18 protein-coding genes are annotated in these 16,169 nt (G+C 67.7%); 7 read left to right on the forward strand and 11 right to left on the reverse strand.

What is annotated here, in order from left to right:
• Positions 1 to 276: 276 nt before the first annotated feature.
• The 6 genes from AB0N89_RS29925 to AB0N89_RS29950 form a co-directional block, all read right to left on the reverse strand.
• The gene (locus tag AB0N89_RS29925) at positions 277 to 1,146 is read right to left on the reverse strand and encodes a hypothetical protein (protein WP_364211171.1); all 870 of its coding nucleotides are present in this window, start codon (positions 1,144 to 1,146) and stop codon (positions 277 to 279) included.
• Positions 1,146 to 2,267, reverse strand: a complete 1,122-nt coding sequence (locus tag AB0N89_RS29930) for a pentapeptide repeat-containing protein (protein ID WP_364211174.1) — start codon at positions 2,265 to 2,267, stop codon at positions 1,146 to 1,148. The genes AB0N89_RS29925 and AB0N89_RS29930 overlap by 1 nt, the downstream gene beginning before the upstream one ends.
• A gap of 4 nt (positions 2,268 to 2,271) precedes the next feature.
• Positions 2,272 to 3,114 (reverse strand): Twin-arginine translocation protein TatA, encoded by an 843-nt coding sequence (locus AB0N89_RS29935; protein WP_364211177.1) that lies wholly within the window; start codon positions 3,112 to 3,114, stop codon positions 2,272 to 2,274.
• A gap of 175 nt (positions 3,115 to 3,289) precedes the next feature.
• On the reverse strand, positions 3,290 to 4,135 hold the full coding sequence (locus AB0N89_RS29940) for a lysozyme (protein ID WP_364211180.1): 846 nt from the start codon (positions 4,133 to 4,135) through the stop codon (positions 3,290 to 3,292).
• Between the two features lie 192 nt (positions 4,136 to 4,327).
• Positions 4,328 to 5,143, reverse strand: a complete 816-nt coding sequence (locus AB0N89_RS29945) for a lysozyme (RefSeq protein ID WP_364211317.1) — start codon at positions 5,141 to 5,143, stop codon at positions 4,328 to 4,330.
• A gap of 104 nt (positions 5,144 to 5,247) precedes the next feature.
• Entirely contained in the window at positions 5,248 to 5,874 is a 627-nt protein-coding gene (locus AB0N89_RS29950; RefSeq protein ID WP_364211320.1) for a type VII secretion system-associated protein, read from the reverse strand.
• 53 nt (positions 5,875 to 5,927) lie between these two features.
• On the opposite strand from AB0N89_RS29950, the gene AB0N89_RS29955 reads away from it, so the two are divergent.
• Positions 5,928 to 6,308, forward strand: a complete 381-nt coding sequence (locus AB0N89_RS29955; RefSeq protein ID WP_364211183.1) for a sterol carrier family protein — start codon at positions 5,928 to 5,930, stop codon at positions 6,306 to 6,308.
• A gap of 83 nt (positions 6,309 to 6,391) precedes the next feature.
• Here the strand turns inward: AB0N89_RS29955 and AB0N89_RS29960 are convergent, their stop codons facing one another.
• Positions 6,392 to 7,189 (reverse strand): SAM-dependent methyltransferase, encoded by a 798-nt coding sequence (locus tag AB0N89_RS29960; RefSeq protein ID WP_364211186.1) that lies wholly within the window; start codon positions 7,187 to 7,189, stop codon positions 6,392 to 6,394.
• A gap of 203 nt (positions 7,190 to 7,392) precedes the next feature.
• Between AB0N89_RS29960 and AB0N89_RS29965 the strand changes: the two genes are divergently transcribed.
• The 6 genes from AB0N89_RS29965 (at position 7,393) to arfB (ending at position 12,505) form a co-directional block, all read left to right on the forward strand.
• Positions 7,393 to 8,271, forward strand: coding sequence for a helix-turn-helix transcriptional regulator (locus tag AB0N89_RS29965; protein WP_364211189.1), 879 nt, complete (start codon positions 7,393 to 7,395; stop codon positions 8,269 to 8,271).
• Positions 8,272 to 8,556: 285 nt separating this feature from the next.
• Positions 8,557 to 8,796, forward strand: coding sequence for a DUF397 domain-containing protein (locus tag AB0N89_RS29970; protein WP_276365122.1), 240 nt, complete (start codon positions 8,557 to 8,559; stop codon positions 8,794 to 8,796).
• The gene (locus AB0N89_RS29975) at positions 8,780 to 9,181 is read left to right on the forward strand and encodes a hypothetical protein (RefSeq protein ID WP_364211192.1); all 402 of its coding nucleotides are present in this window, start codon (positions 8,780 to 8,782) and stop codon (positions 9,179 to 9,181) included. Before AB0N89_RS29970 ends, AB0N89_RS29975 begins: the two co-directional genes overlap by 17 nt.
• A 216-nt stretch (positions 9,182 to 9,397) precedes the next feature.
• Positions 9,398 to 10,936 carry an amidophosphoribosyltransferase gene (gene purF / locus AB0N89_RS29980; RefSeq protein WP_191256498.1) on the forward strand — a complete coding sequence of 513 codons (1,539 nt, stop codon included), beginning with the start codon at positions 9,398 to 9,400 and terminating at the stop codon, positions 10,934 to 10,936.
• 31 nt (positions 10,937 to 10,967) lie between these two features.
• Positions 10,968 to 12,038, forward strand: a complete 1,071-nt coding sequence (purM, locus tag AB0N89_RS29985) for a phosphoribosylformylglycinamidine cyclo-ligase (protein WP_364211195.1) — start codon at positions 10,968 to 10,970, stop codon at positions 12,036 to 12,038.
• A 35-nt stretch (positions 12,039 to 12,073) separates the two neighbouring features.
• On the forward strand, positions 12,074 to 12,505 hold the full coding sequence (gene arfB, locus AB0N89_RS29990; protein WP_364211198.1) for an alternative ribosome rescue aminoacyl-tRNA hydrolase ArfB: 432 nt from the start codon (positions 12,074 to 12,076) through the stop codon (positions 12,503 to 12,505).
• Here the strand turns inward: arfB and AB0N89_RS29995 are convergent.
• The 4 genes from AB0N89_RS29995 to AB0N89_RS30010 form a co-directional block, all read right to left on the reverse strand.
• Positions 12,494 to 13,252, reverse strand: coding sequence for a GNAT family N-acetyltransferase (locus AB0N89_RS29995; RefSeq protein WP_364211201.1), 759 nt, complete (start codon positions 13,250 to 13,252; stop codon positions 12,494 to 12,496). The two genes, arfB and AB0N89_RS29995, sit on opposite strands and share 12 nt — an antisense overlap.
• A 177-nt stretch (positions 13,253 to 13,429) precedes the next feature.
• Positions 13,430 to 14,080, reverse strand: a complete 651-nt coding sequence (locus tag AB0N89_RS30000) for a VanZ family protein (RefSeq protein ID WP_364211204.1) — start codon at positions 14,078 to 14,080, stop codon at positions 13,430 to 13,432.
• A gap of 222 nt (positions 14,081 to 14,302) precedes the next feature.
• Positions 14,303 to 15,202 carry a Gfo/Idh/MocA family oxidoreductase gene (locus AB0N89_RS30005; RefSeq protein WP_364211207.1) on the reverse strand — a complete coding sequence of 300 codons (900 nt, stop codon included), beginning with the start codon at positions 15,200 to 15,202 and terminating at the stop codon, positions 14,303 to 14,305.
• Positions 15,203 to 15,301: 99 nt separating this feature from the next.
• Entirely contained in the window at positions 15,302 to 16,162 is an 861-nt protein-coding gene (locus AB0N89_RS30010) for a 3-hydroxybutyryl-CoA dehydrogenase (RefSeq protein WP_364211210.1), read from the reverse strand.
• Between the last annotated feature and the right edge of the window lie 7 nt (positions 16,163 to 16,169).

Genomic DNA, 16,169 nt, shown 5'->3' on the forward strand with positions numbered 1-16,169 from the left:
ACCACGAACCCCCTGGTCACCACGCCGACAGGCCGGTCAAGTGTTCACGATGTCCTGAAACATCAACTGTTCACGATGTCCTGAACTCAGACATGTCGTTCTGACGTCGCTTACCACTCACGACCACCTTGTGCCCCGCGGTGCCGCTGCCGTGAAGGCCACCTTCACGGACTTGCGATGAGGCCGGAGCCGGCTCGGTGCTTTCGCGTGACTGGGTGGACGGCACCTGTGATCAGACGGACGACACGGGTGTCTGGTTGGACGCCACGGCTGGCCCTAACCGTCCTTACCACTCACAAGCGGCAAAGTCGTCCCCTCCGCGAACTTCGCGCCCTCCAGCGACGGCGGCTCCGCGAAAGTAGCGAGACTGAAGTCGACAGCGGTTTCGACGACCGTGCCGGCCAGCGACACCTTCCGTTCGAACCGCGCCCTCGTGAGCTCGAATTCGCCGTGGATCGTCACGTTCTCCAGCAGGAACTTCCCGGAGAGCTGGGCGTCGGTGAGGTCGAGATACGTCAGCACCTCGCAGCGGTCCGCGCCGAACCAGCCGACCCGCCTGCCGAGCAGCCCGAGCTTGTCGAGCCGGGCGTCGCTGAGGTTGAGCGAAAGCGTCGGCCCGGTGGTCCCGGCGTGGGGAAGGATGTCTCGGATCAGCCGTTCGGCCGCGCGCCGGACCAGCCGCTCGCGTTCCGCAGCCGCCTTCTCCTCGTCGCTCCATTCGATCTGCTTGCCCGCTGCGATGTCGAATTTCGGGTGCTCGAACGGCCGCCGCAGGTAGGCGCACAACACGTCGAGCACCGTCTGCCGGTACTCCGGACGCGTCCTCGCCAGCCCCGCGAGCGAATGCATCGCCCCGACCCGGACCTGGTCGGCTTCGTTGCCCAGCAGTTCGATCGACTTGGCGAAACGTTCGTCGGAGATCCGGCTGCGTTCGATCTCGTGCCGGTCCTCCTCGGTGCGCCTCCGCCTGTCGTTGAGCCAAAGTCCGTAGAGCGCGGCGATCGCGCCCCCGGCGAGGGCGCCGGTCTTGAGCGCGTCCCCGCGGCTCGTCGCGCGATCCGTGAGCAGCCAGGCGGTGACCCCGACGAGCACCGCGACCGAGGACAGCAACGTCCACAGCAGCGGTGACCTGATCAGTCGTCTCATCAGTCCTTCATCACGAGCCGGGTCCGGCCGTCGGGCAGGGTCTCGACGGACCAGCCCGCCGGGAGCGCGTGGTCCCTCGACGGTTCCACCATCGTGTTGTACAGCGACACCGTGCCGGGCGGCTCACCAAAACCCAGATCCGCGAAGCTCTCGAACCGCGCGCGATGCAGATCCAGCGTCTTCCCGAATTTCGCGCCGGCGAACACGGCGTTCTTCGCGAAGACGCTGTCCTTGAAGGAGGTCTCGCCCGCGAACACCGTCCCGCGCAACTCGGCGTCTTCGGAGAACCGCACCCCGCTGAACCACGCGCGCTGCTCGAACTTGGCTTCGTTGCACCGGAAGAAGCCGATCCGCTTCTTCGTGACCGCTCCCGCTCCGGTCAGGTACACCGGTCCGCGGAACACGCAACCGGATAGGTTGGTGCTGCTGTACAGACCGGCGTACCGGAGCAGCAGCTTGCCGACCTTCCGCTCCGACAGGTCGAAATACTCCAGCACCGCGCCGGTCAGATCGAGGTCGTACGCGGGCGTGTCCTCGGAATCCGCGGCCGGGAGCAGTTCGCCGATCAACCGCTGCGCGGTCTGCCGCACTTGGAGTTCCTGGTCCTGCTCCGCGGTCGCCTTCACCGCCGAATCGTCCCTGCCCGGTTTCGCGGTTTCGTCGTACCGCGGATGTTCGAACGGCCGCCGCAGGTACGAGCACAGGATGTCCAGCACGGTCTGCCGGTAGACCGCCCGCCCGCGGGCCAGCCCCGCCAGCGCGTGCATCGCCCCCACCCGCACCTGGTCGGCGTCGTGCCCGAGCAGTTCGACGGCCTTCGCGAACCGTTCGTCCGAGATCCGGTCCCGGTCCTGGTCGGCTCGCCGCAGTTCGAGTTCCTGCCGCTGCCGCTCGACCTCCTGCCGTCGCTCCTCGACCCGGCGCCGCCGGTCGTTGAGCCACAACGCGTAGAGCGCGACGATGGCGCCGCCGGCGATACCGCCGGTCTTCAGCGCCTCGCTGCGGCTGGTCGCCGGATCGGTCAGCAACCAGCCGCCCACGGCCAGCAGGAGGACGAGCGAAGCGACGAACGTCCAGAGCAACGGGGAGCGGAGCGTCGGGGACCGGAGCAACCGCTTCATTCGCTCAGAATACGAAGAAGTTGCGGACGCAGAAGGACTTGTCCGGGTTGTCGTCCTTGGAGATCCCCGACCCGCTGACCTTCTTGCCCTTGACCGTGCCCTCGATGTCGCCGGTGACGAACCCGTCGCCGATGCCTGCGGTCGAGGTGACCTCCAGCTGCGACGGCGCCGGGGCCATGATGTCGATCGAGTCGCCCATGGTCGCCTTCATGTCCTCGCAGACCAGCGAGATCGCGCCGGCCTTGTCGCCCGCGCTCACCTTCGCCAGGAAGTCCTTGAGGTTCTGGACGCCCTTCGGGTTGCCTTCGGAGCCCGTGCCACCGCTTTCGGTGCTCTTCGGGCTGCTCTTGGGCGCGCTCGACTTCGGGCTGCTCTTCGGAGCGGAGGTCGGCGCCTGCTCGGGCGCGGACGAGGGCGGCGGCGCGGCCGTGTTGTTGCCTTCGTCCTTGGAGAGCAGGAAGCCCGGCGCGACGAACCCGGTGACACCGAAGGCGATCAGCACGACCACGCCGATCACGATCCCGATGATCAGGCCGGTCTTGCTCTTCTTCGGCGGCGTGGGCGGGCCGCCGTAACCCTGCGGGTAGCCCGGGTTGTTCGGGTCCCAGCCCTGCTGCTGCGCGTTGGGGTCCCAGCCTTGCTGCGGCTGCTGCGGGTATTGCTGGGTCTGGTCCCAGCCCTGCTGTTGCGGCTGCTGCTGGTACTGCTGGGTCTGATCCCAGCCCTGCTGCGGCTGCTGTCCGTACTGCTGAGGCTGACCGTACTGCTGGGTCTGGTCCCAGCCACCGGGCTGCTGTCCCTGGGGGTCCTGGCCGTAGGGCTGGCCTGGCTGGGGTGGGTAGGTCATCGGTCTCGCCTTCCGTACTGGGGCCTGAGGCTTCAGATCAGACGACCGGCGGTCAGCGCTGGTTCCGGATCCGCCCGTGCCAGGGGTTTCGGGGCATTCTGCCCCGGAAGGTACCCCGCGCGCCGAAGCGGCTCCCCGCCGAGGCGGGGAGCCGCTTCTTCACGGAATGCGCAGCTCAGCCGTTGGCCAGTGCCTGCAAGCGGTCGTAGGCGCCGTTGAAGGTGTTCTGGTCGAGCGGGCTGGAGGTGTACTGCCACACGGTGTAGAAACCCCAGCCGTAGGGCAGCGCGCCCACGGAAGACGCGTACCGCGCGATCCACAGCGGGACCGTGCCGCCGAAGTTCTGCGTCGAGCCGACGCAGGTGCTCCACCAGTTCGTCGAGGTGTAGATGACGGGCCAGCGGCCGGTGCGCTGCTGGTAGCGGTCGTGGAACGCCCGGATCCACGCCCCCATGGCCGACTGGCTCAGGCCGTAGCAGGTGGCGCCGTACGGGTTGTACTCGATGTCCAGCGCGCCCGGCAGTGTCTTGCCGTCCTTGGACCAGCCTCCGCCGTTGTTGACGAAGTAGTCCGCCTGCGCCGCGCCGCCGGAGACGTTCGGCAGGGCGAAGTGGTACGCGCCGCGGATGAAGCCCTGGTTGTACGAACCGTTGTACTGCTGCGCGAAGTACGGGTTCTTGTAGCTCGTGCCTTCGGTGGCCTTCGTCCACACGAAGCGCTTGCCCTGGTTCCACCAGCTGGCCCAGTCGACATTGCCCTGGTAGCTGGCGACGTCCATGCCCGCGACCGTCGCGAGCACGCCGGCCTCGGGCTGCGGCCGGGCCGCCTTCTCCTTGGACTCGGGGGTGGAGGTGTCGCCTTCCACGCGCCGGATCTGCGATCCGATCGTGTGGTCGTTCTGCTGAAGGTCCTGTTCGATCGACATGACCTCGGGGGACGGGGCGGCCGACGCCTGGACCGCGCTGCTGAGCAGGAGCAGCGCGGAGCCGACGGCGATGGCGATTCTTCGGGAAGTGCGCATACGACAATCCCTTCACGGATAACCCTCGCTGAGGACGGCTAACTTGCAGGTGGTAGCCGTCCGGGCACGATTGTTGACGACGGGTGCCGGGTTTGTCACTAACTTCCGTGAAATTGGTACTACGCGTGGGTGATTTTCATTTCCATGTTGACGGTGTTCTGTGATCTTGTAACCCCCGGCCGGCGCCGGGTGTCAGCCAAGCGACAAGGCGCGCACGCGATCTTGCGCGCCGTTGAACCAGTTCTGATCGCCGGGCAGGTCACCCTTGTTCGAGAACTGCCAGATGGTCTGCGTCTTCCAGCTCGCGGGCAGCTCCCCGATCTCCGTGTTGTAGCGCGCGATCCAGAGCGGGTTCTGCGAGAACACGTTGCTGTTTCCGGTGCAGCGCTTCCACCAGCTCGTCGACGTGTAGATCGCCGGATGCCGCCCGGTGCGGTGCAGATAGGCCGTGGCGAACGACGCCATCCACTCCACCATCTGCCCGGGCGTCTTGCCGTAACAGGTTTCGCCGTACGGGTTGTACTCGACGTCGAGCGCGCCCGGCAGCGTCTTGCCGTCGCCGGACCAGCCGCCGCCGTGGTCGACGAAATAGTGCGCCTGCGAGGCGCCGTCCGAGACGTCGGGACGCGCGAAGTGGTACGCGCCGCGGATCATGCCTACGTCGTAGGAACCGTTGTACTGCTGGGGAAACCGCGGATTGACGAAGCCGGTTCCCTCGGTCGCCTTCACGTAGGCGAACTTCGCGCCGGTCCGGGCCGCGGCGGGCCAGTCGACGTCGCCTTGATGCCCGCTGACGTCGTGGCCGAGTGTCTGGGCTTCGCCGCCGTACAGCGGCCCCGCCGACACGCCGGCACCTTCGTTCAGCGCGATCTGAGAACCGGCGTAATGCTCCTCGGCCCCGTCGTATCTGGGCCCGCTTTCACGTGCGACGGCGGGGGTCTGCGCGAGCAGCAGAACCCCCGCCGCGAGGACGGCCCCCCAGCCTTTCGAACACACTCTGCGACTCATCACGTCGTCACGATCCCTCGGGAAAAGGGAATCAGCGACTCGAACATCACCCGAAAGAGTTGCTTTCGGCCTGAATAAATTGGGCCGAGTGGGTTAATCGGGTCCTAACGACGCTCGTCCGAAAGGGCTTTGTCGAGGTGCTCCGAGGGGATGATCGCGGTGAGCCGATCGTGGGGATTGAGCGTCACGGGGTGCCCGGCGAGCAGCGGGACCATGTCCCGGCCCAGCACCGCGCGGGCGTGCGGCCATTCGCGCGGGACCAGCGTCTTGGCCGTGTACGCCGGCACCAGCACCTGGCCGTCGATGTTGTGGAAGCCGATCACCGTGCGCTGGACCGGCGAAAGGGCGTAGACGAACAGCGTCGAGTCGAGGAAGACGCGCGGCAGGTCGGCGGCCGGGCGGTGGTTCGTGCGCACCAGCTGGAGGAGCTGTTCGAGCTCGTTGCGGGGCTCCGGGAAGCCGAGCGCCTTGGGCGAGGGCCGGTAGCGGTCGTTGGGATGGAAGTCCTCGACGATCTCGCCGCCGCCGTTCACCGGGTACGCGCCGACGACCGCCCAGGACGGCACCGGGCCGTCGGGGTCGAAGGCCTCGTCGATGACATAAAGCCAGCTGTTGGGGTTGGCCTTGGCGTTCGCGCGCATCTCTTCGGTGATCTTCGGCTTGCCCGGTTTCCGCTTGCCCGCCGGGCTCGACGCCAACCGATCCGCCTCGTCCCGCTGCGCCATCGCCATCCCCACGTTCCGGGTGCCTGAAGGTTTGTTCGCGCTCACTCTACTGTTCTCCCATGGCCTCTTCGCGTTCGGTCGACCCCGCTGAGTTACGTGCCGCGATCACGGCGATTTCCCCCTGGTTGAGCGGATCCGGTCCGGATCCGGCCAGGTCCGAGCTGGCCGCGGCGGTGCGGCTGAGCCTGCGGACGCTGGCCTCGGACGCCCCGGGGAAGAGTGTCGAAGTGCGGGTGCCGCCGTTCGCGGCTGTGCAGTGTGTCGAAGGATTGCGCCATACGCGCGGGACGCCGCCGAACGTCGTCGAGACGGATCCGCGCACGTGGCTGGAACTGGCGACCGGGCGGCTCGGCTGGGCCGACGCCGTCGGGTCGGGGCGGGTCACCGCCTCCGGGAGCAGGGCCGATCTGGCCCGCTGGCTGCCGCTGGTTCGCCTCTGAAGGTGTTTTCGGATGTCATGAAAGGGTCTTTCAGGACAAGAAACGTCCTGAAAGACCCTTTCATGACACGCCGGAGGGCGGTCTTAAGCCTTGCGGCCGATGCCACCCGAGATGGTCCGCTGAGCCGCGTTGAGCTCCTTGATCCGCGGGCCGTCCGGCCACCAGTCGACGCACAGCTCGACGCCGGGCTCGACCATCTCGAGGTCGTGGAACAGCTCCTCGATCTCGGCCTTGGTGCGGAAGGTGCCCGAGCCCATCGGGCTGTGGATGAAGAAGTCCTCCATCTTGCGGGCGACCTGGGACAACTCGTCCTCCGGGTCGGAGAAGTGCGAGATCGCCACGTACGAACCCGACGGCAGCGCGTCGATGTACTTCTTCATGATCTTGGCGGGCTGGTCCTTGTCCCCGCTGAAGTGGTGCAGGGTGCCCAGCTGCAGCAACGCGATCGGCTGGGTGAAGTCGATGTGCCTGAGGATGTCCGGGTTCTCCAGGATCCGCTCCGGCTCGAAGATGTCGTCCGAGACGAAGTGGGTGTTCTCGTTCTCCTCGAGCAGCGCGCGCCCGTGCGCGAGGACGACCGGGTCGTTGTCGACGTAGACGACCTTGATCTCCGGGTTGATCCGCTGGACCACCTGGTGCGTGTTCTCCGCCGTCGGCAGGCCGGATCCCAGGTCGAGGAACTGGGTGATGCCCGTCTGGCTGGCGATGAACCGGCACGCCCGGATCAGGAAGCCGCGGTTCTCGGTCGCCAGATCCTGCGCTTCGGGAGCGGCCTGCTGGACCTTGTGCAGGACCTCCCGGTCGATCTCGTAGTTGTCCTTGCCGAGCAGGAAGGCGTCGTACACCCGGGCGATGCTGGCCCGGGTCGGGTCGACACCCACTGGCACTCGTTCCGTCCGCGTCGGGGCGTCGGGCATCTTGAACCTCACAAAACTGTGTCGGAAGTCTCGGGCTCTACGTAGAGTAGAACCACGTACGCGACCGGTAAACCGAGCCATGCCTGTCGTGTCGAGGCCCAAACGTGTACTTTCAGTAATCGGCTTGTTCCCCTGGCGAGTGTTGTCGTACGAAAGGTCCCCGGTCGATGAACGCGGTCACCCCGTCCGGCGGTGAGCAGTCCCTGGGTCCCACCGCGCGGCGGATGATCCTGGGGTCCCAGCTCCGGCGGATGCGCGAGGACGCGGGCATCACGCGCCAGGAGGCCGGCTACAGCATCCGCGGCTCCGAGTCGAAGATCAGCCGTCTCGAACTCGGCCGCGTCGGCTTCAAGGAACGCGACGTCGCCGATCTGCTGACGATGTACGGGATGACCGATCCCGGTGAGCGGCAACAGTTCCTCGACATGGTCAAGGAGTCGAACGAGCCGGGTTGGTGGCGCCGCTACGGCGACCTGATGCCGAGCTGGTTCAACGACCTCGTCGGGCTCGAAGAGGCCGCGGCCCGGATCCAGGTCTGGGAGCCGCTGTACGTCACGGGCCTGCTGCAGACCGAGGACTACGCGCGGGCGATCATGAGCCACGGCCGCAAGGACATGGTCAACGAGCAGATCGACCGCCGGGTCGCGCTGCGGATGCGGCGGCAGAAGATGCTCTCGCGGCCGGACGCGCCGCGGTTGTGGCTGGTGCTCGACGAGTCGGTGCTCCACCGGCCGATCGGCGACCGCGAGATCCTCAAGGGCCAGCTCGACTACCTGCTGGAGATGATCCAGCAGCCGAACATCTCGGTGCAGATCCTCCCGTTCGACCGGAGCGGGTATTCCGCCGACAGCGCGTTCTCGCTGCTCAGGTTCGCGGAAGAGGAATTGCCGAACATCGCCTACACCGAGTACCTGACCGGCGCGCACTACATCGACAAGCGCGACGAGATCGAGCGGTACAGCCGGGCGCTGGACATGCTCGCGGTCGACGCGGAGACGCCGGACCGCAGCCGCCAGATGCTGATGAAGCGCCGCGCGGAAATCTGAGTCACTCACCGTTGTGGGGTTACCCGCCGTCCCGGTGACGGCTGGGTTTTTCTTGTGTGCGCCCGAAAATCCCGCCACGAACAGTAGTTGGTCACTCGATGGTGGCTGTGGCGATCACGCTTTGGTGGTACGAAAGAGGGCCTGAGTCATCACTGCACGCGAATTCTGCAGAAACTTCTGCACGTGCATTTACCGTTGCAGTCACACGTGCTAACTTTGGGATCACAGGCAAATGCACATGCAGATGCATCGCCCGAAGTTCTCTCGTCGGGGAAGGTGGGGACCATGGCTGAACAGTTCGACAACGGCATCCCGGCCGATCGTCTTACCGGTGCGCAGTGGCGCAAAGCGAGCTACAGCAACGCCATCGGCAACTGCGTCGAGGTGGCACCGCTCGCCTCCGGCGAGATCGCGATGCGCAACTCGCGCTTCCCGGCCGGGCCGGCGCTGATCTACACGCAGGCCGAGATGGCCGCGTTCCTCGCGGGCGCCAAGGACGGCGAATTCGATGACGTTCTCAGGTGACACCATCACCGCGGAAATCACCGACATCGAAAGCGGCCTGCAGGAACTGATCCACCGCGGATACCAGTTCGTGCACCCGTGCGACGCGAACGGCGAGGTCATCGCCGTGGTCGGCGTCCGGGTCCACGACAACGTGGTGGACGTGGTCCGGCTCAACGCCGAGGACGACGTCGTCGCGACCCGCATGCCGGGTACCGAGGAGGACATCCTCGAACCCGACGTCTGGCTGTGGCGGTCCGCCGGCGACGCCGCGACGGTGCTGACGGCACTGCTCGCGCTGCCGGACGAGCGGACACCCGGCTCGCTGTACCTTCCGGAGACCGCGTCCAAGGGATGCTGGGTTCCCGGCCGCGGCGGCACCTCCAAGTGGCTCGCTGCGAGCTGAAATCCTCCTAAGCACAGTCGACCGCCTCTGTCGAGGGGGAGCGGTCGGCTGGTCGGGGGTCGTGAGTGCCGGGCCTTGACACCTGCCCGTCACTCACGGTCACGTTGCAACCCCAGCTCGAAGCGTGTCCAGTGCCACGTCGCGCGGCGCGTTGATCTCCGGCTCACCGTTTACACTGGTGGCGGCCTGCCCTCTTTCCTCCCTGGGAGCACCTCGGTGGTTTCCGACCCGTCCCCCGCCGGACAGCCCGTGACCGACCAGCCCGATCCGGAACCCCGCGAGGAATGCGGTGTCTTCGGTGTCTGGGCGCCCGGAGAAGAGGTCGCGAAGCTGACCTACTACGGGCTCTACGCACTTCAGCACCGCGGCCAGGAAGCGGCCGGAATCTCGGTCTCCGACGGTTCGCAGATCGTCGTCTTCAAGGATCTCGGCCTGGTCAGCCAGGTGTTCGACGAGCAGGTCCTGCAGTCACTGCAGGGACACATCGCCGTCGGGCACTGCCGCTACTCGACCACCGGCGCGACCATCTGGGAGAACGCGCAGCCGATCTTCCGCACCACCGCCACCGGCAGCGGACTGTCCTTCGCGCACAACGGCAACCTGGTCAACACCGCCGAGCTGCGTGATCGCACGGTCGAAGCCGGTCTCAAGCCGCACGCCGGCCTGACCGGTTCTTCCAGCGACTCCGACCTGGTGTGCGGGCTGCTCGCGGCCAACGCCGCCGACAAGGGCATCGAAGCCGCCGCGCTCGAACTGCTGCCCACCCTCAAGGGCGCGTTCTGCCTGGTCTTCGCCGACGAGTCCACCTTGTACGCCGCGCGCGACCCGCACGGCGTCCACCCGCTGGTGCTCGGCAGGCTCGAACGCGGCTGGGTGGTCGCGAGCGAGACGGCCGCGCTGGACATCTGCGGCGCGTCGTTCGTCCGCGAGGTCGAGCCCGGCGAGCTCATCGCGATCGACGCCGAGGGCCTGCGCTCCTCACGGTTCGCGAACCCCGAGCCCAAGGGCTGTGTCTTCGAGTACGTCTACCTCGCGCGCCCCGACACCTCGATCGCCGGGCGCAGCGTGCACGCGACCCGCGTCGAGATCGGCCGCAAACTCGCCGCCGAACATCCGGCCGACGCCGACCTGGTCATGCCGGTGCCCGAATCCGGCACCCCGGCCGCCATCGGTTACGCGCAGGGTTCCGGCATTCCCTACGGCACCGGCCTGGTGAAGAACGCCTACGTCGGGCGCACCTTCATCCAGCCGTCGCAGACCATCCGCCAGCTGGGCATCCGGCTGAAGCTGAACCCGCTGCGCGACGTCATCCGCGGCAAGCGGCTGGTCGTGGTCGACGATTCCATCGTCCGCGGCAACACCCAGCGCGCGCTGGTCCGCATGCTGCGGGAGGCGGGCGCGCTCGAAGTGCACGTCCGGATCGCCTCGCCGCCCGTCCGCTGGCCGTGTTTCTACGGGATCGACTTCGCGTCCCGCGCCGAACTGGTGGCCAACGGCGTCGACCTCGACGGCATCCGCCGCTCGATCGGCGCGGACACCTTGGGCTACATCTCCCTGGACGGACTGGTCGCGGCTTCGGAGCAGCCGAAGTCGCGGTTGTGCACCGCCTGCTTCTCCGGCGAGTACCCGATCGCGCTCCCCGAGGACGCGCTGATCGGGAAGCACCTGCTGGAGAGCCTGGACTCGGTCAATGGCGCGGCGAAGCCCGTCAGCCCTGCCGGGTACGGTGCTGAAGACGCCATCCGGCGTCCCTAGTCCTTTCTTCCAAGAGTTGGAGTCCGCTTCCGTGAGCGAGTCCACGAGCGCCACGTACGCCGCCGCCGGCGTCAGCATCGACGCCGGTGACAAAGCCGTCGAGCTGCTCAAACCACACGCCGAGAGGGCCACCAGGCCCGAGGTGATGGGTGGGGTCGGCGGTTTCGCCGGGCTGTTCTCCCTGAAGCTGGACAAGTGGAAAGAGCCGGTGCTGGCCTCGTCGACCGACGGGGTCGGCACCAAGATCGCCGTCGCGCAGGCGCTCGACAAGCACGACACCGTCGGCATCGACCTGGTCGCGATGGTCGTCGACGACCTGGTCGTCACCGGCGCCGAGCCGCTGTTCATGCAGGACTACATCGCCGTCGGCAAGGTCGTGCCGGAGAAGATCGCGGCGCTGGTCGGCGGCATCGCCGAAGGCTGCGTCCAGGCGGGTTGCGCGCTGCTCGGCGGCGAGACCGCGGAGCACCCCGGCCTGATGGGCGAGCACGACTACGACCTCTCCGGCACCGGCATCGGCGTCGTCGAAGCGTCGAAGGTGCTCGGCCCGGAGCGGGTCCGCCCCGGCGACGTCGTCCTCGCGCTCGGTTCGTCCGGCCTGCACTCCAACGGCTACTCGCTCGCCCGGCACGTGCTGCTGGACATCGCGCGCATGCCGCTCGACGGGCACGTCGAGGAGTTCGGCCGCTCGCTGGGCGAGGAGCTGCTGGAGCCGACCAGGATCTACGCGAAGGACTGCCTCGCGCTGGCCGCCGAGGCCGAAGTCCGCACGTTCGCGCACGTCACGGGCGGCGGGCTGGAGCAGAACCTCGCCCGGGTCATGCCGCGCGGCCTGGTCGCGCGGCTCGAACGCGGCACCTGGACCCCGGCGCCGGTGTTCGCGCTGGTCGGTCACCGCGGCAAGGTCGAGCGCGCCGAACTGGAGAAGACGTTCAACATGGGCGTCGGCATGGTCGCGATCGTCGGCCCCGACGACGTCGACCGCGCGCTCGCGATGCTGACCGCGCGGCACGTGCCGGCGTGGATCCTCGGCGACGTGCAGCCCGCGGAGGACCCGGACGGCCCGCGTGCCGTGCTGTCGGGCGACCACCCTCGCTTCTGATTTAACGGCTTGGGCCCGGATGTCACACTGGATCCGTGGCTGATGACGTGGTGGTCGGCACCCGGTTCGTGATCCCGGGCGCCGAATTGAGCGAACGGTTCTCCCGGTCGTCGGGTCCGGGTGGGCAGGGCGTGAACACCACGGACTCGCGGGTCGAACTGTCCTTCGACGTGGCCGGTTCGGCGTCCGTCCCGGACCATCTCCGGGCCCGGATGCTGGACCGGCTTTCGTCGCGTCTGGTCGAAGGCGTCGTCACGATCGCCGCGTCCGAACACCGATCCCAGCTGATGAACCGGGAAGCCGCGCGGGCCCGGCTGGTGATGTTGCTGCTGGACGCGTCGGCGCCACCCGCCGCCAAGCGGCGTCCCACCAAACCGTCACGAGGTTCGAAGGAACGCCGCCTGGCCTCGAAGAAGCGCCGCGGCGAGGTCAAGAAGTCACGCCGCGGCGGCTATTCAGACGACTGACAGGTGCACGCATTCGGCCGCGGTCTTGAAACCGACCCGGCCGTAGACGCGTTCCGCCTGCCCGGCGCCCGGTGTCAGGAACACCGACCGGCCGCCGCGGGAGTGAGCCTCCCGCGTCAGGTACTCCGTCATCGCCGCCGCGATCCCGCGGCTCCGGTACCGCTCCAGCACGCCGATGCCCGCGACCTCGGTCGCGCCGTCGACGATCGCGGTCGCGACCCCGCCGCCGACGACGTCGCCGTTTTCGTCGACAGCCATCACCGACATGGTCTCGCCGCTCAGCTGATCCGGCGAAGGGTCGAGGTGCTGATCGGGGTCGGTTTCCCCGAACGCCAGGTTCTGCGCCCGGATCATCTTCCGGAGCTCGCCGGCGGTCTTCGGGGCGACCAGGCTGATCCCGGCCGGGTCCGGCTGGGCGACGACCTGCTCCGGCGTGCAGATCATCAGCGGAACCCGGCGTTCCAGCGTGTAACCGCACTCGACGAGCACGGCTTCGGCCGCGGGAACGGCTTCGGTCAGGAACTCCAGACGAGGCACGAGCCCGCGCTCGCGGAACGCCTTCGTGAGTCCGGCGATGTCGTCGTGCGTGGGGACGGCGCCGTCGTCGGGGATCGCGTAGTTGAGGAACGGGCTGGCGGCCTCGACGTAGTACGTGGCCAGGAACGGCCCGATCCGCTCGGTCTCGCGGAACTTGGCCGCGGTGGTGCGGATGTAGGACTGGAGAGCACGAATGGTCTCGGAATGCACTGGTGGAAAGCCTTTCGGGCAAGAAGAAGAGACACACGGGAAGACCCGCGTGCGTGCTGGAGCTGGCGTAGGCGCCGGCTAGCTCGTGCCGACGCCGCTGAAGGCGTCAGGCATGAGGCATCCCTCTTCTCTGTCGGAAGGGCTTTCGCACCTACCTTCGCACGAGGGGCAAGCGGTTTACCGCCGCTGCGGATGCGCGATGCTCGAATACCGCTCGTCCCACACCGACCTCGGGACCCGCATCCGGACGGGCGCGTCGCACACCCGCCGGACCTGCGCCGGGATCTTCACCGGCGGCCGGACGTCCAGGCGGTGCCAAAGCCGTTTGCTCAACGCGGCTCCCGCCACCGCGCCCAGCGTGTTCAGCAGGACGTCGTCGGCGGAGGTGACCCGGCCCGCTTGTATCAGATATTGCGTACCCTCCACCAGCACCGAGAGGGCCAGCGCGCCCAGCGCGATCCGGATCAGCGACCGCAGACGGCGGGAACGCACCGGGAGCAGGGCGCCGAGCGGGCTCAGCAGGAGCAAGTTGCCCAGTGCCTGCCAGAGATTGGCGCCGTCGTTCAGCGCGAGGCGCAGGTCGGTGCCGGGCAAGAGGTTCAGCCTGCTGCCCTGTGCGCCGGTCACCGGCATCGTGACCAGGCACAACACCAGGAAGCAGGTCAACGCGAGGGTCATGTCCACGGCGGCGGTCGCGGACGCGGTGAAGCGGTCGGCTTGTCTTCGCCACCGGTGCGCCGCGAGCAGCGGCCAGCCGAGCAATGCGTACGGAAACGCGGTGATCGCCAACGGGATCATCGCGCCGAAAGCGCGGAGCAGCTCACCCATGGCCTTCCTTTCCGGAGCGCCCAAGATCACCTTCGCATCACAAGATCGGCTCGGCATGGCGGAGCGAGCTCTCTAAGAGGTGATCTTTTCCGGTAGCGGAAAAGGGTTTCCCATGCTGGGGACCGTCCACAAAGGAACCTGTGGACAACTCTGTGGATGGCCGCGAAGTAACCGGAAGAAGGCGTTATCGCACAAGGAAAAGCCTTGTGAGTGACCTGTGTACTACTTGCCGTGTCCGGCGAGCTCGCGTGCGCGTTCGATCAGCTTCTGGAGGTGCAGCCCGCGACGCACGTCACACGGGTGGGACGTCGTCCCGCTCGCCGCCATCGCGGCGAAATCGTCCAGGAGCGCGGTGTACGACTCTCCGGCCGACCCCGGTTTCCGGCCCAGAGTGCGATAGCCGTGCTCGCCGTAAACGGCCACTTCGACGACCGTCGGCTGGATCGGCAGCCGCAGCGACAGGGTCGCCGTACTGGTCGCGCCACCCGCGTGGGCGAACAGGAACTGCCACAGATCGTCATCGGTCCGGTCGGCGGCGAGCACCTCGGTGATCTCACCGAGCGCCGCGTCCAGCAAGTCGAAAGCGTGCGGGCCGATGTCGGCGAGCGCTCCGGAGTCGTGCCGCCACGCCGAGGACTGGTACTGCCCGCCGAGCAGCGCGCCCGAAAGCCACCGCGCCCCGCCGCCCCGCCAGCCGCCGGTCTCCTTGATGCCGTCGAGCCATTCGCGGGTCATCGGTGAGAAACGCAAGGTCAGGACCACGAGCGCGGCTACGCCGGCGGCTTCGACAGCGTCCGCGAGCCGCTTCGCGCCGTCGAGATCCGCGGCGATCGGCTTCTCCAGGATCAGGTGCTTGCCCGCTTCGGCCGCCTTGACCGCCAGCTCCGCCTGAATGGCGGGCGGCACGGCGAACGCGACAGCGTCGACCTGGTCGAGCAGCTCCTCGAAGCTGTCGACGGCCTGGGCGCCGTGTGCGTCAGCCAGCTCTTTCGCGGCTTCGGGACGCCTGGTCCAGACCGTGCTCAACGTGGTTCCGGGGTGATCGGCGAGACCCGGTGCGTGCACCGTCTTCGCCCATGGACCCGCCCCGACCAGACCCGCGCGCAGCTGCCCCTGTCCCACGCCTCCAAGTCTAGGTGTGCCGCTTCGCCGGCTGAACGCGCCACCGAAGATCCGCGATCCGCCATTGCCAGAGGACTGAACGCGCAGGAAAAGGGTGGGTCAGGAGTAGCTGTAGAACCCGCGGCCGGTCTTCTTGCCGAGCAGGCCGGCGTCGACCATGCGCAGCAGCAGCGGCGGCGAGGAGTACAGCGGCTCCTTGAACTCGGCGTACATCGAGTCCGCGATCGCCTTGATGGTGTCCAGGCCGATCAAGTCCGACAGCCGCAGCGGGCCCATCGGGTGCGCGGTGCCCAGCTCCATGCCGCGGTCGATGTCCTCCGCCGACGCGAAGCCCGACTCGATCATCCGGATCGCCGAAAGCAGATACGGCACGAGCAGCGAGTTCACGATGAACCCGGCGCGGTCCTGCGACCGGATCACCGTCTTGCTCAACGCCGTCGTCGCGTGCTCTTCCGCACGGCGGGCGGTGTCTTCGCTGGTCAGCAGCGAGGGCACCAGCTCGACGAGCGGCAGCACCGGGACCGGGTTGAAGAAGTGGATGCCGACCACCTGCTGCGGGCGGTCGGTCGCCATCCCGAGCTTCATGATCGGGATCGACGAGGTGTTGGACGCGAACACCGCGTCCTCACGCTCGACGATCTTGTCCAGCGACCGGAACACCTCGACCTTGGCCTGCTCCTGTTCCAGGATGGCCTCGATGACGAGGTCGCGGTCGGCGAACTCGCCGATCTCGGTGGTGAAGCGGAGCCGACCGAGCGCCGCGTCGGCGTCTTCCTGCGAGAGCTTCCCGTTCTTGACGCCGCGTTGCAGCGACTTCTCGATCCGCGCCCGCCCGGAATCCAGCGCGGGCTGATTCACCTCGGTGACGATCACGTCCAGACCGGCTCGTGCGTGCACCTCGGCGATGCCCGAGCCCATGAGCCCGGCTCCGATGACACCTACTCGCGCTACGTCAGACATGGCACCT

Origin of the sequence: Amycolatopsis sp. NPDC089917 (assembly GCF_040684635.1) — a bacterium.
Classification (GTDB): Bacteria; Actinomycetota; Actinomycetes; order Mycobacteriales; family Pseudonocardiaceae; genus Amycolatopsis.